Genomic DNA, 18,535 nt, shown 5'->3' on the forward strand with positions numbered 1-18,535 from the left:
ATGGCCGAGGGCATGGAGGGCTGGCTGCTGCGCACCTGGCGCACGCGCGGGCCCCTGGCCTGGCTGCTCTGGCCGCTGTCACTGCTGTATGGCCTGCTGCACGCCTTGCGCAAGCTGCTGTACCGCACGGGCTGGCTTACCTGCGGCAGCCTGCAGGTACCGGTCGTCGTGGTCGGCAACGTGGTCGCTGGCGGCTCGGGCAAAACCCCGGTGGTAATGGCCCTGGCCCAGCATTGGACAGCGCGTGGCATTGCGGTCGGCGTGGTATCCCGTGGCTACGGTCGCAACATCCAGGACGGCCAGGACTGCCGCGAGGTGCACGCCGACAGCCTGCCCAGCGAAGTGGGCGACGAGCCCGCCCTGGTGCGCCGCAGCTGCCAGGTGCCGGTGTTCGTGGCGCGCAAACGCCTGGATGCGGCCCAGGCCCTGCTGGCGGCCTATCCACACACCCAGTTGATACTCTGCGACGACGGCCTGCAGCATTACGCACTGCGGCGCGATCTGGAAATCTGCATTTTTGACGACCGGGGCGTGGGCAATGGCTTTCTGCTGCCTGCGGGCCCGCTGCGCGAAGCCTGGCCGCGTCCCGTGGACCTGGTACTGCACACCGGCCAGCACCCGGCATTCGCCGGCTTTCGGGCGCAACGCCGGCTGGCCGACTATGCGCTGCAGGCCGACGGCACGCGGCGCCCGCTGTCCAGCCTGCAGGCTACACCCCTGCACGCCGTGGCAGCCATCGCCCAGCCAGACCATTTTTTCACCATGCTGCGGGCGGCCGGCCTGCAGCTGGCACAGACCCAGGCCTTGCCGGATCACTACAATTTTGATAGCTGGCAGCACACGAATTACCTGCGCGAGACCGTGATTTGCACAGAGAAAGATGCCGTCAAGCTATGGCGGCACCAGCCGGATGCATGGGCCGTCCCCCTCGTGCTGGAGCTGGACGCCGGCTTTCTGGCCGCGCTCGACCAGCGCGTCGATCCCTGGCTATCATCGCCCCCTGGCCGCATTTCTGCGGCGACCTAATACCGACTGACCGACTGAGATTTCCCCCATGGATAGCAAACTTCTGGAGCTGCTGGTCTGCCCTGTCACCAAGGGCCCGCTGCAATACGACCGCGAAAAGCAAGAGCTGGTCTCGCGCAGCGCCCGCCTGGCCTACCCGGTGCGCGACGGCATTCCTATCCTGCTGGAAAACGAAGCCCGCACCCTGAGCGACGAGGAGCTGGGCCTGTGAGCTTCACCGTATTGATCCCGGCCCGCATGGCCTCCACCCGCCTGCCCAACAAGCCCCTGGCGGCTCTGGGCGACGCACCCATGGTGGTGCGGGTTGCCCAGCGCGCCATGCAGTCCCAGGCCCAACGCACCGTGGTGGCCTGCGACAGCCCGGCCATCCTGGCCGCCTGCCAGGCCCATGGCGTGGAAGCCATCCTGACCCGCGACGACCACCCTTCCGGCAGCGACCGCCTGGCCGAAGCCTGCGAGCTGCTCGGCCTGGCTGACGACGCCATCGTGGTCAATGTGCAGGGCGACGAGCCGCTGATCGACCCGGCCCTGATCAACGAAGTCGGCGCCTTGTTGCAGCAACGCCCGCAGGCCAGCATGGGCACTGCCGCCCACGCCATCGCCAGCCTGGCCGACTTCTGCAACCCGAATGTGGTCAAGGTGGTGCTGGACGCCCAGCAGCACGCGCTGTACTTCAGCCGAGCTCCCATTGCCTGGTGGCGCGACGGCGCCACGACAGAGCGCAGCTTCACAGCCCTGCCCGACCCGGCGCCGCTGCGCCACATCGGCATCTACGCCTACCGGGTCGGCTTCTTGCGGTTGTTTCCGACCCTGCCGCAGGCGCCGATCGAGGTCACTGAAGCCCTGGAACAGCTGCGCGCCATGTGGCACGGCCACCGTATTGCGGTCCATGTCACGGCCCATGCGCCCGGCGCAGGCGTGGACACGCCTGACGACCTGGAACGCGTAAGCAAACTGTACTGAAGCCTCTGGTATCCTCCAGCGCAATGAAGCGTTGCGGCCAACTCGTGTGGCCAGCAGCGCCACGTGGTTTTAAATACTCCGAGGAACTTCCATGAGACTAATTTTGTTGGGTGCACCCGGTGCCGGCAAAGGCACGCAAGCAACCTTTATTTGCCAAAAATACGGCATCCCACAAATCTCTACCGGTGACATGCTGCGCGCTGCCGTCAAGGCAGGCACCCCCTTGGGCCAGCAAGCCGATGCAGTCATGAAGTCCGGCGGACTGGTCAGCGACGACCTGATCATCAACCTGGTGAAAGAACGCCTGACGCAGCCCGATTGCGCCAACGGCTGCCTGTTCGACGGCTTCCCCCGCACCCTGCCCCAGGCAGACGCCATGAAGGCCGCCGGCGTCAAGCTGGACTACGTGCTGGAAATCGATGTGCCGTTCGACGCCATCATCGAACGCATGAGCGGCCGCCGCTCGCACCCCGCATCGGGCCGCACCTACCACGTCAAGTTCAACCCGCCCAAGGTCGAAGGCCTGGACGACGTCACCGGCGAACCGCTGATCCAGCGCGATGACGACAAGGAAGAAACCGTGCGCAAGCGCCTGGAGGTGTACAGCGCCCAAACGCGTCCGCTGGTGGACTACTACTCCAGCTGGGCTCGCAACGAACCCAGCCTGGCCCCCAAGTACCGCGCCATCAGCGGCACCGGCAGCGTGGACGAAATCACCGCGCGGGCTTTTGCCGCACTGGCCAGCTAAGCCCTGATACAGCTTTGTTAAAGGTCGCCAGGCATGCCTGGCGACCTTTTTTTATCCCGCGGCCAGCAGCGCCAGCATCAGCGCAATACGCGCCTTCACCGGCGACAGACCTTGCGCGTCGGCAATGGCATCGGCCGGCGTGGCCAACACCCGGCCAAACACGCAGCGCGTGGCGCGCAGTACCGCCACACCCGCCGCCATGGCCCGCAGCAGGGCCGCTTGCAGATCCACATGCAAAGTACCGTTACCGGTACCAGCCACCACGACGCCGGAAACCCCCTGGGCCACCAGAGCATCCACCACCATGCCTCCGGCACCGGCATAGTTCAAGACGATTTCCACGCGCGGCCAATCCCCAGCAGCCAACTCCGTCAACACTCTATTTTTGATAGCTACTTGCGCGGATTCCGCCTGCGCTACAGGCCTATTTTTCATATGAAATTCAGGTACCGTAGGCCAAGGCCGCAACAGGCGTACCCGCCCCTCTTCCACCAGGCCAACCAGGCCCGCTTCGCCGGACGAAAACGCATCTACCTTGTAGCTGTGCACCTTCTGCACATCCAGCGCGCTGTGGATGTTGCCGGCGCACACGGCCACTACCCCCTGGGCTCCCGGCGTTGACGCCACCACGACGGCATCCAGCAGGTTCTGCGGCCCATCTGGCACCAGTGCTGTGGACGGGCGCATGGCGCAGGTCAGCACCACCGGCTTGGCGGGCTGCAGCACAGCCTGCAGGAAATACGCCGTCTCTTCCAGCGTATCGGTACCGTGGGTGATGATGATGCCAGCCACGTCGGCCTGCTCCAACCAGTAGGCGCAGCGCCGTGCCAGCTGTTGCCATAGGACAAAGCCCATGTCCTTGCTATCTACCTGCGCAACCTGTTCGGCCACGAACTCCACACCTGTGCCTTGAAAGGCCGCCACCGGCCCCAGCAATTGCTCCACACCCACCTCACCAGCGGTGTAGCCAATGTTGTCACCGGCGCTGGTAGCACGTCCGGCAATCGTGCCGCCGGTGCCCAACACCACGATCTTGGCAGGGCTGGAGCCCGCCGCATTTGTATTTACCGCCATGGCTTGCAAACTTTCAAAAACTGGTTAAAAATACAGCTACTGGATATTAAAACAGCCATCTAAACCGCTATCCACACCGCCAAGTACCGGAGTCACCCATGGATCTGCCCACGTTTTCCGCCAAACTCACCGCCCGCCAGCAGCAGATTCTGGACCTGATCCAGTCCGCTATCGCCCGCACCGGTGCCCCCCCAACCCGGGCCGAAATCGCCAGCACCCTGGGCTTCAAGTCAGCCAACGCCGCTGAAGAACATTTGCAGGCCCTGGCCCGCAAAGGCGCTATCGAATTGGTCAGCGGCACCTCGCGCGGCATCCGGCTCAAGACCGACACCTTGCGCTCCATCAATGAATCACGCTTCCAGCACACGCTCAGCCAGTTGGCCCTGCCCCTGATTGGCCGTGTTGCTGCCGGCTCCCCGATTTTGGCGCAGGAACACATCGACCAAACCTACCATGTGGAAAGCAGCATGTTCCGCTACAAGCCCGATTACCTGCTCAAGGTGCGCGGCATGTCTATGCGCGACATCGGCATCCTGGACGGCGACCTGCTCGCCGTGCAGTCGGCCAACGACGCCAAAAACGGCCAGATCGTCGTCGCCCGCATTGGCGATGAAGTCACCGTCAAGCGCTTCCGCCGCAACCAGGAACTGATCGAGCTGCTGCCCGAAAATCCCGACTACTCCACCATCGTGGTCGCGCCGGGTGAAAACTTCGCCATCGAAGGCCTGGCCGTGGGGCTGATACGCAATACCTTGCTGAACTGATAAAGCCACATAGTCTGCTGAGTTGGCCCCGTGCCGCGCGCCAACCTGTTCCGTGTCCATCGCCAAACAAGCTGAGGGAGTTTCATATGGGAATCGCATCGTTTTCGTCTATTGACCTGCTGGGTTCTTTCCAGGGCTTGGTCGGCTGGCTCATTGCAGGCAGCAGCTCCCGGCGTATGCCGCGCGCCGGGGTGACATCACGCACCAATGTCTGCGCCCCTTACACCGCCACGGGCGCCTTGCGTCCTGCCGCCTACCCACAAACCGCGCAGCAGCGGCCACTGCGCGTACTCCGCGTCATGGACGCGCAGCCGTCCGGTGTGGGCCGCATGCGCATCTCGGGCCGCATGGCCGATGTTTGCGCCGAGCTGGACCGCCTGGCCGCCCTGGAAGCGCCCCCTCAGGCGAACGCCTTGCTGCAGTAAAACCTCTGTATTTGGGGCCTCACCGGCCCGGCTCAGGCAGACAGCAAATGCTGGGTGGTCTTTGCGCCAAGGCACAATGCGGGGATGAACATCGTGATCCTCGACGACTACCAAGATGCGGTGCGCAAACTCGATTGCGCCACCAAGCTGGAACCCTATGCAGCCAAGGTCTACACCAACACCGTCAAAGGCCTGGGCCAGCTCTCCGTCCGACTCAAAGACGCTGACATCATTGTGTTGATCCGCGAGCGCACGCAACTCAACCGCCAGCTGATCGAAAAGCTCCCCCGCCTGAAGATGATTGCCCAAACCGGGCGTATCGGCGCCCACGTGGATATAGCCGCCTGTACCGAACGCGGCATTGCTGTGGCCGAAGGCGTGGGCTCACCCACGGCGCCGGCCGAACTGACCTGGGCGCTGATCATGGCTGCCACCCGCCGTCTGCCGCACTACATCAGCAACCTGAAGCATGGCGTCTGGCAGCAGTCGGGCCTGAAAACCGCCTCCATGCCACCTAATTTCGGCATGGGCACCCTGCTCAAGGGCAAGACCATGGGTATCTGGGGCTATGGCCGCATAGGCCAGATCGTCACCGGGTACGCACGCGCATTTGGCATGCGGGTTCTGGTCTGGGGTCGTGACACCTCGCGTGCACGGGCGCTGACCGATGGCGTGGAGGTAACGTCAAGTAAAGACGACCTGTTCATGCAATCAGACGTGCTGTCCCTGCACCTGCGTTTGAACGACGAAACCCGGGGCATCGTCACACTGGAAGACCTATCCCGCATGAAGCCCACATCCCTGCTGGTAAATACCTCGCGCGCCGAACTGATCGAGCCCGACGCCCTGCTGGCCGGCCTGAACCGGGGCCACCCCGGCATGGCCGCCGTGGACGTATTTGAAAGCGAGCCGATTCTGCAAGGCCACGCGCTGCTGCGGCTGGAGAACTGCATCTGCACACCACATATCGGCTATGTGGAACAAAACAGCTACGAGATGTACTTCAATGCCGCGTTTGACAATGTGCTGAATTTCATCAAGGGCACGCCGACCAATATCGTCAACCCCGGGGCTTTGCAAGTGCGCCGCTAAGTCACAGCTTGCCAATCCATCAAAAAAGGCCTGCCGCTATATGATTTATAGCGTCAGGCCTTTTTTATATGCGAGAGCACTGCAACTCTTGCCTGCGAACCGATGGACTTACTTGTTCTTCGGCGCAATCTTGGCTTCTACCTGTGGATCAAAAAGATCAAACTCCAGTAAATGGCTGTTTGGTGCAGGAGTGGGTGCCGACGAAGGCGGCGGCACCGTAGGAGCGGGTTCGTCGTCAACTTCAAAGTCCAGGCTGGGCGGTACCGACTCTCGGGGTTCCTGCGTGTCGGGGGCAACCGGCCGTTGCTCCATGGCCGCAAGTTCGGAATTGGAGAAATCCAGATCCAGGTCAAGATCCAGATCCACCGGGGTTTTCTCGACCGCAGCTTCTTCCACATCGTCCGGCACATCGTCCAGGGTCGCCACAGCCGACTCCGGCATCAACAACATGGGTTGGGTAAACGTGGTTTCACGCGGCCCAGCCTCCTCACCCATGGCCGAGGATTTCAGGCCTGACTCCAGCGGCTGGCGCCCGCTGATACGGCCGCCACGCTCCGAAGAAACACCGTCCACCGCCGCCAGCGGTGCCACGCCCCTGCGAACCACGCTCTTGGCCATGGCATACAACAACAGCAACTCGCGGTAGGCCGCGAGATCGAAAGGCTTGATGGGAGCCGCAGCCGGGTCGCGAAACAGGCAGGACTCAATGAAATCCAAAACCTTGGGGCTTTCCCATAGGGTTTCGATGCTGCTCAGGACTGCAGGGTAGGCCTCCAGCGTGCGCCCCTCGTCCGCGTAGGATTCGAAAGCCGGTACATGGCCGTTGAAAATGCGGTTGAATGCATCACGCTGGTGGTTGAACTCGCTCTTGCGGCCCAGGGCGTGGAATATCTTCAGCAGCTCCAAGTAGGCCAGTGGGTTGACTTCGATGTTTTCATCAACGTTCTTGCGCAGAACCTCAATCGCCTGGTCGTACTGGCCCAGCGACACGAAGAACTCGGCATGCTGCTGCACATCCAGAAAATCGTCAGGATACTGGCCCCGCACGGGCTCGGACGTTACACGCGGGCGCAGCGTCGGCGCCTGCGCCGGGGGCACAGGCGATGCCGTCATGGCATTCAGCCGCTGCAAATCGGCTACCAAGGACTCATCCACCTCGGTGTCCTGGTTTGCGCCCGGCAAAGTATTGGGCGGCGGCTGTACCGTCAAGGGGGCAGCCCGGCTGGGGGTTGCCAGGTGCTCTTCCTCTTCGGCGCTGAGTTCGCCATGGTGGGCCCAATCAGTTCCGCCGCCTGCCATGGTCGACTTGCGCCCGCGGTTCCAGAAAAAGCCTGCGGCAGCCACAGCGGCCGCCAGCAGGCCGGCCAGGGTGTAAATCAGCCCGTCGTCGGAACGGCTGTTTTCCAGCCGGTCCAGGCGCAGCTTGAAGTCCGCTTCATTCTTGGCCAACAAGGCCTTGAGTGCCTTGGATTCGGCCTCCAGGCTGAGCAGCCGTTGCTTTTCCTCCGGGTTTTCCGTCGGCAAATGGTTCAGCTCACGCCATGCGGCGGCGGCTTCTGCGCGTTTCTGCGCGTTTTCTTCGGGGGTCACCACCATATCGGTGGCCGGCTTCAGCTGGACCTGGCGCTCGTCGGGGGTCTCGGCGGCCTCCAGCTTCAAATGCGGCTTGTTGTCTGGTGTTTCTGCCTTGACCACCGGTTTGGACGCAGGCGGTGTTTCTTTGGCAATGACAGGCTTGGGCGCCGCCGCTACTTTCGGGGCCGCCTTGACCTGTGGTACGTTGGCGGGATTCGGTGTGGCGCGTACAGGCGCCGAGCGTGGCGCGGGTACCGGTGAACGGACCTGTGCGGGTGCAGGGGCCACGGGTGCCGGCGATGGGCTTGCAGCCTGCGGGCTAGCGACCGTTGCCGCAATGATGGTGGGCACAGCCGCCGAACGCGTCTCTACCGGGAAATCTGTCAAAAAATCGTAGCGGCGGGAGGTCTTTTGGCTGCACAGCGAGCGCAACACCACGCCCACGACGGGCTCGTCCACCACCACGGATGAACGCACACGTACCACGGCGTCCTGCGCTTGGGAACCGGCAACCAGAATCACACGTACCCGGTTGGGGTCAACCCGGGTCTCGGCGTGGAACACCTCGGCCTCGAAGCAATTGCTGGCGCTGTCATCCGCAGAGTCCAAACGTACGTCTATCGCCAAATCCAGTGGCTGGCCCAATACGACGGCGCCTCTTGCACGTCCCAGCGACAAGGCGGAACTACCAAAAGCGGCGACGAGAAGGGTCGAACCTAGGAGGGTGTTACGTAATTTCACTGCGATTTGATGACGTTTTTTTAATACAGATAGACCATACCATTACAGGGCGCCACTGGTAACAATTTTAAGCATTGAAATTATGGCCTTAACAACCCCCATTTAAGCCCTATTCGGCGCCCTACGGGGCCGCAAAACCGTGCCAGCCAGGTTTTTCAAACCCCAGGTAACAACCCGCAAACGCGGCAGATAGGCGGGGCGCGACAATCCAGGGTTCAGCGCCAAGCCAATAAGAGACCATGGACGAACCCATACTGACCATTGAAGAACGTGCAGCGATCAATACCGGCCGCTGGTTTTCCACGCTCTCGCCCTCGTTACGACACGATATTCTTCGTTGCGCCTACGTCAAACGCTACCAGGACAATGGACTGATCGCGGCCCGTGGCGACCCGCCAGAAGAATGGATTGCCTGCGCCAAAGGCGCAGTGCGGGTCAGCTCGACCTCGATCTCGGGCAAGCAGATCACGCTAACCTATATGGAGCCAGGCACCTGGTTCGGTGACGTAGCCATCTTCGACGGCGACCGCCGCACCCATGACGCCTATGCACACGGCGACACCACCCTGCTGTGCGTGGCCAAGGCCGACTTCCAAAAAATACTCAGCCAGCACACCGAGCTATATGAAGCGCTGCTGCGCCTGCACTCGCGGCGTATCCGCCAGCTGTTTGGCCTGGTGGAGGACCTCAACACCCTGCCCTTGCGCGCCCGACTGGCCAAACAGCTGCTGCACCTGGTGCGCAGCTACGGCATTCCCAACCTGGCCAATGCAAACGAGGTGCGCATCAGCCTGCAACTGGCGCAAGAGGAGCTGGCGCAACTGCTGGGTGCGTCGCGCCAGCGCGTGAACCAGGAACTCAAGGCCATGGAGCGCGACGAAGTGATACGCATCGAACCCTCGGGCCTGATGGTGCGGGACCGCGCGGCGCTGCTGCGCATCATCGAGTCCGACGCCTGAGTTAACCGCAGAACCGATTCAGCGGCACTACCTACGCCCCATCCGCCACCAGCATTTGCGCCGACGCGCAGGCTTGCTGGAACAGCTTGCAGACATGTTCCAGCGTAGCCAGGTCAGCGTGGCCGTACTCCATGCGCAGCTCCACCCGTCCGTGATGCAAGCGCAGGACAAAGGGCGTCATCTGCTGCACGGCCGCCGTGGGCCAGTCCATCAACAGAGGGAGCAAGGGACCCTCCAGCCACTGCTGGGCCTGGGACCGGGTTTCCGCCACGATGGCGTAGCGGTCCCAGAAATCCATGGGGGCGCTGCTCCAACCCACCTGGTCGTACAACGCCAGCCAGCGCGCCTCCTCGGGCAGATCGGTATCCAGCATGGTCTGCACACCATGCGTCACCTGCTCGAATGCGCGCTGTTCCAGCGCTTCTTTCAAGGGCCGGTTGATCAGCATGATGGCGATCCCGGGGTCCACAGCAAGGTCTGCAAGTACACGCAACTCCGCACCAACGATAAAGTCTCGGTCAGTTTGCATGCGCTGCAAGCGCCAGTCATAGCCATCAACTTTGCCAACCAGGGCAAAATCGTCGGCGATCTCCGAGCGTTCAAAAACAAAGCCCTGCGCAGCGGCCCAGGCCTCGATCTGGTCCAACTCGTCGCCGCCCTGTACGGCTTCCTGCGCCAGGGCGATCCATTTTTTTATGCGGCCAAACATGCGCTTGCGCTTTCGCCTAAAGTTGAACGCCCCATTGCTTCGCGCAGCGAAGCAATGTACGGATGCGAGCCAGTGGGTGCACATCGCCAAAGGGCGAGGAAGAGCGCGACATCTTGTTCGACAAGATCCAATATCCCCAACAATGCACGAAGAAAGCTATGATTTATATAGCTACCAGCGCAAATATTACCTGCACCACAGGTAGTTTTTATCAGAATCTGGAAAATATGGGGATGCGGTGCGTAGTGGTCTACCCGACAGGGATCGAACCTGTGACCCTCAGCTTAGAAGGCTGATGCTCTATCCAACTGAGCTACGGGTAGGAGCTTAAGATTCTAACCTTACGCCTTTGCGACACTCCACCGGCCAGCCCCGTTTGAAAAGACTTCTATGCAATCCATCCACGGACACATCCTGACCCCTGAAGGTTTCGTCAGCGGCCACATCCACTTCGGCGCAGACGGCCGCATTGCCCAGCTGACAGGTACGCCGGTGGACGCGGCACAGGTACGCGATGCCAGCCTGCCGCTGGTGCTACCCGGCTTTATCGACCTGCATGTGCACGGCGGCGCGGGCCACGACATCATGGAAGGCGGCGACGCGGCGCTGCACGTGGCCACGCTGCATGCGCGCCACGGCACCACCAGCCTGCTGGCCACCACAATGACCGCACCGCAGAGCGATCTGGATATGGCGTTTGCCGCCATGGGCCCGCTCTGCGCGCAGCGCGCACCCAACGCCGCGCGCGTGCTGGGCGTGCACCTGGAGGGCCCGTACATCAGCGAAGCGCGCCTGGGCGCACAGCCCCCGTTTGCCCGCCCCGCCAGCTTTGAAGAAATACACCGCCTGCACGCGTTGGCGCCCATCCGCCTCATCACGCTAGCGCCCGAGGTGGGCGGCAACGCCGAACTCATCGAGCAGTTGGTGGCCGAAGGCTTCAAGGTGCAGCTGGGCCACACCACGGGCAGCTACGAGCAGGGTGTGGCCGCGCTGCGCTGCGGCGCCACGGGCTTCACGCACCTATTCAACGCCATGTCTGCCCTGCACCACCGCGAGCCCGGCATGGTGGGCGCGGCGCTGGCCCATGCCGAGTTTGCCGAGGTGATTCCCGACCTGCTGCACGTACACCCCGGCGCCATCCACACCGCATTGCGCGCTATTCCCAAGCTCTACTGTGTGACCGACTCCACGTCGGCCGCCGGCATGCCCGACGGCGACTACAAGCTCGGCCGCCACACTGTCACCAAGTGCATGGGCGGCGTGCGCCTGCCCGATGGCACGCTGGCCGGCTCGGTACTCAGCATGGACCAAGCCCTGCGCAACCTGGTGGACAAGCTGGGGCTGGGCCTGGCGGATGCCTCGCACCGCGTGTCCACCTATGCAGCCGACCACATGGGCTGGACCGACCGGGGCCGCTTACAGCCTGGCGCCTGGGCCGATGTGGTGGTGCTGGACCGCGACCTGGCGTTGCAGGCGGTGTACGTCGAAGGTGGGTCGATCAGCCTGGACTGACATTGCTACTGTTTTTATAGCCACTTGCGCAGGTGTTATCTGCGCCAGAGGCTTATTTCTTATATACCTCCGTACAACCCTGCCGCTACTCCGTCTGCACGGCGGGCAGCAGCACGGTCACCACCAGGCCGCACTCCGCGTGGTTGTGCAAGCGGATTTCGCCGCCATGCGCCTGGATGATGTTGCGCGCAATGCCCAGACCCAGGCCAGTGCCGGTGCGGTTGTTCTGCTGACCATGGCCCAGGCGCACATGCGGTTCAAACGCGGCGGACATGGAGGCCTGCGCGATGCCGGGGCCGAAATCACGCACCTCCACCACGGCCAGCGCGCCCCGGTCGCTCAGGCGCAGCTGCACCCGTTCGCCATACAGCACGGCGTTGTCCAGCAGGTTGCTGAAAGCGCGCTCCAGCGCCAGTGGTTTGCCCTGCACACTCACAGCATCGGCCACGAACTCGATGCTGGCGTTGGGGTGGATGGGCCGCTTGGCCAGGCGGGCCAGCAAGGTGTCCAGCCGCACCGGGGTCAGGTTTTCGTGGATGTCGGTGTCCTTGACGCTTTGCAGAGCGGCCTTGACCATCACGTCCAGGTCGTCCAGGTCTTCATGGAAGTCGGCTTGCAGAGCCTCGTCGTCCAGCAACTCGGTGCGCAGCTTGAGCCGCATGATGGGTGTCTTCAGCCCGTGCGAGATACCCAGGAACAGGCGCTCGCGGTCCACCAGGTAGCGCTGGATGCGGGCCTGCATTTCGTTGAAGGCGCGCGCGGTGCGGCGCAGCTCGGCGGTACCGGTTTCGGGCACCGGCTCGGGCACGCTGTCGCTGCCAAAGGCATTGGCGGCGGAGGCGATGCGGTTCAAAGGGCGGATCAGGCCGCGCACCAGCAAAACGGCCAGAAGCAGCACCGTCAGCAGGGTCACCAGCTGCAGCGCTACCCGGTCGGCGGTGAGCGGGTTGGCGTTGTCCAGAAAGTACGGGTCGGGCATGGGCGCCGCCAGGTACAGCCAGCGCCCCGGTTCGAACTCGGCCTGTATCACCAGCACCGGCGCCGGGCGCGGGCGTATCAACAAGGTAGCCTCGACCCAGGATTCGGGCAGGTCGCGCACCATACGGCCGTCGTCGGACACCTGCAGGCCATCCGGCCAGGCGAAGGCCACATCAGGCGCCTGGGCGGTGTGCAGGTTGCGCACCAGATCATCGCGCACCACATCCACCACCGCATCCACCAGGCCGTTGCCGGCGATCGGCGTCAGGGGCACGCGGGCCCGGTTCACGTTGACGAAGAAGCGGGTGCCGCCCATGGTGCGCAGCTGCTCGATCAGAATCGGCCGGTACTTGGGCGGCAGGTCGCGGAAGAAGCGCAAGGCACCCGCCGCGTTCAGCGCCAGGTGGCGCCCAGCCACCAGGGCCTCGGTGCGTGCGCTCTCGCGCAGCTGGCGCGCCCACAGCAGCGTGCCCACCAGCTGCGCGCTGCCCACGCCCAGCGCCATCACCAACACGATGCGGCCCAGCAGGCTGTCGGGCAACCACCAGTGCAGGCGTTTAGCCATCGCTGGCGGGCACCACGTCGGCGGAGAACACATAGCCGCTGCCACGCACCGTCTTGATCAGCAGGGGCTGCTTGCCATCGTCGTGCAGGCGCTGACGCAGGCGGCTGATCTGCACGTCCAGTGATCGGTCCAGCGGGCCCAGGTCGCGGCCCCGGGTTTGCTCCATCAGTCGGCCACGGTCCAGGGTTTCGCCCGCATGCTCGGCAAAAAAGCGCAGCAGGTTGAAGTCCATGCTGGTCAGTACCACCAGGGCGCCCGCCGGGTCGGTCAGCTGGCGCTCCAGCAGGTCCATGGTGAAGCCGGCAAAGCGCAGATAGCGCAGTGCCGCCCCGCCGCCGCCCAGCTGCATGCGCCGGTGGATGGCCTTGATGCGGGCCAGCAATTCACGCGGGTTGTAGGGCTTGGCGATGTAGTCGTCGGCGCCCAGCTCCAGGCCGACGATGCGGTCGGTGTCGTCGGCACTGGCGGTCAGCATGATGATGGGCACGGGCGACTGCTTGCGCACGGTCTGGCACAGGGTGAAGCCGTCGGTGTCGGGCAGCATCACGTCCAGTATCACCAGGCTCAGCTCGTCCTTGAAGCGCTCAAACTCGGCCAGAAAGCTGCTGCCGTCATGCGCCACACGCACCTCGTACTGGTGTTTCTCCAGGTAGGTCTTGAGCAGGTTACGGGTTTTTTGGTCGTCGTCCACGACCAGGATGGTTCTGTTCATACGCTAGGTTTCAACGTTCGGCGGTAGGGGCGCGGATCACGGCGGCCAGCCGGCGCTGGGCCTCGATGGGCTCCATGCGCGGGTCGGCCAGGAAACGCCACAGGGTTTGGGCGACCGCGTCCTTGATGGATTCGTCGGCCGCCATGCGGTGTGCCAGGCTGGGCACGCGCGCACTGCGCGGGTCGGCGAAAGTGTCCCAAGAGTCGCGCGCGCAGCTGTCCAGGCTGCTGATGTCAATGTCGCGGTGCGTGGGCACCGAGCCCTTGATGCGGTTGTAGGCCAGTTGTGCCGGCACGCTGGAGACCAGCTCGGCCACCTTCTCCTGCGTAGCCTCGCGGTGCCGCGCGTTCACCAGCATGGCCAGGGTGTCTATGCTGTAGAGGTGCATGTTCTCGGTGCCGGGCACGACCACGCAGCCGAAGTCTTTGCTCGGGCTGGCGCCCCAGGCCATCAGCTCGCCCTTGGCCCAGTCGCCCATGACCATCATGCCCACATTGCCGACCAGCAGCTCACGGGCAGCATCGGTCCAGGTCTGCTCACGCGGGGTGTCGCCATTCACAGCGCGCAGCCAGCGCAGGCGGTTCAGCGCACGCTCCACGCGCGGGTCCAGCCAGGCGCTGCTTTTACGCTGCACGATCAGCTCGCGGTACAGGGCCGGGCCTACCTCGCCCAGCAGCACGGACTCGAACATGGTGGCGATCTGCCAGGGCTCGTCACTCCAGGCCAGCGGCTTAGTGCCGGCGGCCAGCAGCTTGCGCGACAGCACTTCAAACTCGGCCCAGCTGCGCGGTGGCGTCAGGCCCAGGCGGGCGAAGATGCGGCGGTTGTACAGCAGGGTGTTGATGCGGTGTATGCCCAGCGGCGCGGCAATCACATCGCCTTGGTAGCTCACCAGTTCCATCACCGTTGGGAACAGGCTTTGCGCCCAGCGCTGGCGCGCAGCGACAGAATTCAGCGGCAGCACCAGGCCCACGTCGGCCCAGTCGGTCAGCGTGGTGCCTATCAGCTGGGCTACGTCGGGAGGGTCGCCCAGCAGCACCCGGCTCTTCAACACCTTGACCGCCGCCATGCCGCCGCCGCCAGGGATGGCGGCATCACGCCACTGCACGCCGTTGGCCGCCAGGTACTGGCTGAGCTGGTTGGCAGCCCGGCGCTCGCTGGTCGATGTCCACCAGTGCAGCACGTCCACCGGCTGGGCCTGCGCCTGTACTGCCGGCAGCACGCCCAGCCAACCGGCCAGACCCAAGACGAACAAGGCGAATACTTTCATTTCCTGTCGAAATGTAATGTTATGTGAGCCCGGCGCCCGGCAGGCCGCCCCAGCCACCCGGGTGCGGCGTGCCGCAACGTAATAAAGCGTAATGCTGCAAAGCAGGAGGCGAAATAAACATAAACAAAATCAACAACTTAAACAGTAAGTTACGCGCAGGTCGGTGGTTTGATGTTACGCACATCACAGCATAACCTCCGGGCCACTGTGCACCCAGACATCCCGTCCGTAGTGGCAGTCAGGTTCAACCAACGACCAGGAGAACACACCCCATGCGCTACCAACTCCGCCTTGCCGCCACCGCCGTGGCTCTTGTTTGCAGCGGCCTTGCCAGTGCCGGCAGCCTCACCATCGAGAGCTGGCGTGTCGACGACAAAGCCCTGTGGGAAGAAGTTTTGTTGCCCGCCTTCAACAAGACAAACCCCAACATCACCATCAAGTTCTCGCCCACCTCGCCCCCCGAATACGACTCGGCGCTGAACACCCGCCTGACCGCAGGCACCGCCGGCGACCTGATCACCTGCCGCCCGTTCGACGTGTCGCTGGACCTGGCCAAGAAAGGCTTTCTGGAAAAGCTCAACGGCATCCCGGGCCTGAAGAACTTCCCCGAATCGGCCCAGGTGGCCTGGCAGTCGGACGATGGTAAGAGCACCCACTGCATGCCCATGGCGTCGGTGATCCACGGCTTTTTCTACAACAAAAAGGTGTTTGCCGACCTGGGCCTGAGCGTGCCGGTGACCGAAGCCGACTTCTTCGCCGCGCTAGACAAGATCAAGGCTGCCGGCAAGGTCACACCGCTGGCCCTGGGCACCGCCGACCAGTGGGAAACCAACCAGATCGTCTTCACCGGCATTGGCCCGAACCACTGGAAGGGTGAAGAGGGCCGCAAGGGCATCATCAGCGGCAAGAAGAAGTTCACCGACCCCGAGTTCGTCAGCACCTGGGAAACCATGGCCAAGTGGGCGCCCTATATGTCCAAGGGCTACCAGGCGCAGACCTATGGCGATTCGCAAAACCTGTTCGGTTCCGGCCGCGCCGCCATCTACCCCACCGGCTCGTGGGACATCTCGTACTTTGAGCAAAACAGCAAGGTTGATTTCGGCGCCTTCAAACCACCGGTGCAAAAGGCCGGTGACCCTTGCTACATCTCCGACCACACCGACATCGGCATGGGCATCAACAGCAAGAGCAAGAACAAGGCCGACGCCCAGGTATTCCTGAACTGGCTGGCGAGCAAGGAGTTTGCCGACCTGTACACCAACAAGGCCACCGGCTTCTTCTCGCTGTCCAGCCACGCCATCGAGGTGAAGAACCCGGTCGCCAAGGAAATGATTGGCTGGCGCAACCAGTGCAAGAGCACCATCCGCCTGAACGCGCAAATCATGAACCGCGGCACGCCCAGCATGGAAAACGAGCTATGGAACGTGAGCTCCCAGGTCATGAACCTGAAGATGGCGCCCAAGGATGCGGCCCAGCAGATCCAAGCCGGATTTGCCAAGTGGTACACGCCAAGCAAGTAAAGCGCCCAATCCCCCGTTCGCGTTGAGCCTGTCGAAACGCCCCTCCGAGAGGGCTTCGACAAGCTCAGCCCGAACGGGGCTTTATGACCCTTCCGCTTCTTTCTCCGACCAACAAGGTCTCCCATGAAACAAGGATTCTCCTGGCGAGTGCTGGTGTTCATCGCACCCGCCCTGCTGATCTACGCCGTGTTCAGCGCCTGGCCGCTGCTGGACACGCTGCGGCTGGGCCTGTACAGCACCAATGACACCGGTGTGCGCAGCTTCTCCGGCCTGGCCAACTACAGCACCATCTTGCAAGACCCGCAGTGGTCGGCCAGCTTCTGGAACGCCATGCGCAACAACCTGAAGTTCTTCGGCATCCACATGCTGCTGCAGAACCCGATCGGCCTGCTGCTGGCGGCCCTGCTGTCGCTACGCAATGTGCGCTTTGCGGCCTTCTACCGCACGGTGTTCTTTCTGCCGACGCTGTTGTCGGTGGTGATCGTGGGCTTTGTCTGGCAGCTGATTTTGTCGCCGCTATGGGGCGTATCCGAGCACCTGCTGTCGCTGGTCGGGCTGCAGGACTGGTTCGCGCCCTGGCTGGGGCTGGAATCGTCTGCCCTGGTCACGCTGTCGCTGATGTCGGTGTGGCAGTACGTGGGCATTCCCATGATGCTGATCTACGCCGCGATGATCGCCATCCCCGAGGACGTGATCGAAGCCGCCGTGGTGGAAGGCGCCTCGCCCTGGCGCATCTTCTGGCAGATCCGTCTGCCGCTGATTCTGCCTACGCTGGGCCTGGTCACCATCCTGACCTTTGTGGCCAACTTCAATGCGTTTGACCTGATCTACACCGTCAAAGGCGGGCTGGCCGGCCCCAACTACAGCAGCGACATTCTGGGCACGCTGTTCTACCGCACCTTTTTTGGCTACCAGTCGCAGGTGGCCAGCGCCACCATGGGCGCGGCCGTGGCCACGCTGATGTTCCTGGTGATTCTGCTGGGCGTGGCGGCTTACTTTCTGCTGGTGCAGCGCCGCCTGCAGCGCTTCGCCCTGTGAGGACATGATGGCTAAACCTATGATGAAAGTTGCCCCCAGCCGCGTGTTCGTGCACGCCGCCCTGCTGGGCTACCTGGCATTGGCCTTGGCGCCCATCCTGCTGGTGTTCATGAACTCCTTCAAGGAGCGCGGCGCGATATTTGACGACCCGCTGGCCTGGCCCACGCCCGAGACCTTTTCACTGATCGGCTACCACAAGGTGCTGGCCCGGTCGGACGTATGGCTGTACTTTGGCAACAGCTTCATCGTCACCGTGGCCTCGCTGTTTTTCATCCTGCTGCTGGGCTCCATGGCGGCCTGGGGTCTGACCGAATACCGCTTCAAAGGCAGCCGCTGGCTGCGCCTGTTCTTTGCCTTCGGCATCATGGTGCCGATACGCCTGGGCACGGTGTCCATCTTGCAAACCATGGTCAGCCTGGGCCTGGTGAACACCCTCACCGCCCTGGTGCTGGTGTACATCGCCCAAGGCCTGCCACTGGCCATCATGATCCTGTCGGAATTCATGGGCCAAGTGCCGGGCGAGCTGAAGGACGCGGCGCGCTGCGACGGCATAGATGAATTCCGCATCTTCTTCCAGGTGGTGGTGCCGCTGATACGCCCGGCGATTGCCACGGTGGCCGTATTCACCATGGTGCCGATCTGGAACGACCTGTGGTTCCCGCTGATCCTCGCGCCCTCGGAGAAGACCCAGACCATCACCCTGGGCATACAGCAGTTCGTGGGCCAATACGCCACCGACTGGAATGCCGTGCTGGCCGCGCTGGCCCTGGCCATCGTGCCGGTCGTCGTGCTCTACGCCCTGTTTTCCCGTCAACTGATACGCGGCATTACCGCCGGCGCAGTCAAGTAACCCGTTAAAAAACC

18 protein-coding genes and 1 tRNA gene are annotated in these 18,535 nt (G+C 63.2%); 12 read left to right on the forward strand and 7 right to left on the reverse strand.

The window, feature by feature from the left end; translation table 11 throughout:
• The 4 genes from lpxK (at nucleotide 1) to adk (ending at nucleotide 2,737) form a co-directional block, all read left to right on the forward strand.
• Complete coding sequence (gene lpxK, locus AC07O2_RS21255) at nucleotides 1-1,026, forward strand: tetraacyldisaccharide 4'-kinase (RefSeq protein WP_495234280.1); 1,026 nt, start codon at nucleotides 1-3, stop codon at nucleotides 1,024-1,026.
• A gap of 28 nt (nucleotides 1,027-1,054) precedes the next feature.
• Nucleotides 1,055-1,237: a Trm112 family protein gene (locus AC07O2_RS21260; protein ID WP_495096630.1), complete on the forward strand. Its 183-nt coding sequence runs from the start codon at nucleotides 1,055-1,057 to the stop codon at nucleotides 1,235-1,237.
• The gene (kdsB, locus tag AC07O2_RS21265; RefSeq protein ID WP_495234281.1) at nucleotides 1,234-1,989 is read left to right on the forward strand and encodes a 3-deoxy-manno-octulosonate cytidylyltransferase; all 756 of its coding nucleotides are present in this window, start codon (nucleotides 1,234-1,236) and stop codon (nucleotides 1,987-1,989) included. Before AC07O2_RS21260 ends, kdsB begins: the two co-directional genes overlap by 4 nt.
• 91 nt (nucleotides 1,990-2,080) lie before the next feature.
• Entirely contained in the window at nucleotides 2,081-2,737 is a 657-nt protein-coding gene (gene adk, locus AC07O2_RS21270) for an adenylate kinase (protein ID WP_495096632.1), read from the forward strand.
• Between the two features lie 51 nt (nucleotides 2,738-2,788).
• Here the strand turns inward: adk and AC07O2_RS21275 are convergent, their stop codons facing one another.
• Nucleotides 2,789-3,811 carry an asparaginase gene (locus AC07O2_RS21275; protein ID WP_495234282.1) on the reverse strand — a complete coding sequence of 341 codons (1,023 nt, stop codon included), beginning with the start codon at nucleotides 3,809-3,811 and terminating at the stop codon, nucleotides 2,789-2,791.
• Between the two features lie 98 nt (nucleotides 3,812-3,909).
• On the opposite strand from AC07O2_RS21275, the gene lexA reads away from it, so the two are divergent.
• The 3 genes from lexA (at nucleotide 3,910) to AC07O2_RS21290 (ending at nucleotide 6,092) form a co-directional block, all read left to right on the forward strand.
• Nucleotides 3,910-4,575, forward strand: coding sequence for a transcriptional repressor LexA (gene lexA / locus AC07O2_RS21280; RefSeq protein ID WP_495096634.1), 666 nt, complete (start codon nucleotides 3,910-3,912; stop codon nucleotides 4,573-4,575).
• Between the two features lie 86 nt (nucleotides 4,576-4,661).
• Nucleotides 4,662-5,000 carry a hypothetical protein gene (locus AC07O2_RS21285; RefSeq protein ID WP_495234283.1) on the forward strand — a complete coding sequence of 113 codons (339 nt, stop codon included), beginning with the start codon at nucleotides 4,662-4,664 and terminating at the stop codon, nucleotides 4,998-5,000.
• Nucleotides 5,001-5,084: 84 nt separating this feature from the next.
• Entirely contained in the window at nucleotides 5,085-6,092 is a 1,008-nt protein-coding gene (locus AC07O2_RS21290) for a D-2-hydroxyacid dehydrogenase family protein (RefSeq protein ID WP_495096636.1), read from the forward strand.
• Nucleotides 6,093-6,200: 108 nt separating this feature from the next.
• On the opposite strand, the gene AC07O2_RS21295 is transcribed toward AC07O2_RS21290, so the two are convergent.
• Nucleotides 6,201-8,276, reverse strand: a complete 2,076-nt coding sequence (locus tag AC07O2_RS21295) for a tetratricopeptide repeat protein (RefSeq protein ID WP_495234284.1) — start codon at nucleotides 8,274-8,276, stop codon at nucleotides 6,201-6,203.
• 371 nt (nucleotides 8,277-8,647) lie between these two features.
• Between AC07O2_RS21295 and AC07O2_RS21300 the strand changes: the two genes are divergently transcribed.
• The gene (locus AC07O2_RS21300) at nucleotides 8,648-9,367 is read left to right on the forward strand and encodes a Crp/Fnr family transcriptional regulator (RefSeq protein WP_495096638.1); all 720 of its coding nucleotides are present in this window, start codon (nucleotides 8,648-8,650) and stop codon (nucleotides 9,365-9,367) included.
• Between the two features lie 31 nt (nucleotides 9,368-9,398).
• Here the strand turns inward: AC07O2_RS21300 and AC07O2_RS21305 are convergent, their stop codons facing one another.
• Nucleotides 9,399-10,076: a hypothetical protein gene (locus AC07O2_RS21305; protein ID WP_495234285.1), complete on the reverse strand. Its 678-nt coding sequence runs from the start codon at nucleotides 10,074-10,076 to the stop codon at nucleotides 9,399-9,401.
• Nucleotides 10,077-10,322: 246 nt separating this feature from the next.
• Nucleotides 10,323-10,399: transfer RNA gene (locus tag AC07O2_RS21310), tRNA-Arg, on the reverse strand.
• Between the two features lie 67 nt (nucleotides 10,400-10,466).
• Here AC07O2_RS21310 and nagA point away from each other — a divergent pair.
• Nucleotides 10,467-11,588 (forward strand): N-acetylglucosamine-6-phosphate deacetylase, encoded by a 1,122-nt coding sequence (gene nagA, locus AC07O2_RS21315; RefSeq protein WP_495234286.1) that lies wholly within the window; start codon nucleotides 10,467-10,469, stop codon nucleotides 11,586-11,588.
• A gap of 85 nt (nucleotides 11,589-11,673) precedes the next feature.
• On the opposite strand, the gene AC07O2_RS21320 is transcribed toward nagA, so the two are convergent.
• The 3 genes from AC07O2_RS21320 to AC07O2_RS21330 are packed head-to-tail and all read right to left on the reverse strand — an operon-like array spanning nucleotide 11,674 to nucleotide 15,113.
• Nucleotides 11,674-13,131, reverse strand: a complete 1,458-nt coding sequence (locus tag AC07O2_RS21320) for an ATP-binding protein (RefSeq protein ID WP_495234287.1) — start codon at nucleotides 13,129-13,131, stop codon at nucleotides 11,674-11,676.
• On the reverse strand, nucleotides 13,124-13,843 hold the full coding sequence (locus AC07O2_RS21325; protein ID WP_495234288.1) for a response regulator: 720 nt from the start codon (nucleotides 13,841-13,843) through the stop codon (nucleotides 13,124-13,126). The genes AC07O2_RS21320 and AC07O2_RS21325 overlap by 8 nt, the downstream gene beginning before the upstream one ends.
• A gap of 10 nt (nucleotides 13,844-13,853) precedes the next feature.
• On the reverse strand, nucleotides 13,854-15,113 hold the full coding sequence (locus tag AC07O2_RS21330) for an ABC transporter substrate-binding protein (RefSeq protein WP_495234289.1): 1,260 nt from the start codon (nucleotides 15,111-15,113) through the stop codon (nucleotides 13,854-13,856).
• A 272-nt stretch (nucleotides 15,114-15,385) separates the two neighbouring features.
• On the opposite strand from AC07O2_RS21330, the gene AC07O2_RS21335 reads away from it, so the two are divergent.
• The 3 genes from AC07O2_RS21335 (at nucleotide 15,386) to AC07O2_RS21345 (ending at nucleotide 18,521) form a co-directional block, all read left to right on the forward strand.
• Nucleotides 15,386-16,633, forward strand: coding sequence for an ABC transporter substrate-binding protein (locus AC07O2_RS21335; RefSeq protein ID WP_495106765.1), 1,248 nt, complete (start codon nucleotides 15,386-15,388; stop codon nucleotides 16,631-16,633).
• A 123-nt stretch (nucleotides 16,634-16,756) separates the two neighbouring features.
• Nucleotides 16,757-17,671 (forward strand): carbohydrate ABC transporter permease, encoded by a 915-nt coding sequence (locus tag AC07O2_RS21340; RefSeq protein WP_495096645.1) that lies wholly within the window; start codon nucleotides 16,757-16,759, stop codon nucleotides 17,669-17,671.
• Nucleotides 17,672-17,690: 19 nt separating this feature from the next.
• Nucleotides 17,691-18,521: a carbohydrate ABC transporter permease gene (locus AC07O2_RS21345; protein WP_495106764.1), complete on the forward strand. Its 831-nt coding sequence runs from the start codon at nucleotides 17,691-17,693 to the stop codon at nucleotides 18,519-18,521.
• Nucleotides 18,522-18,535 lie beyond the last annotated feature (14 nt).

It is taken from the genome of Rhodoferax sp. GW821-FHT10B06, assembly GCF_059415605.1.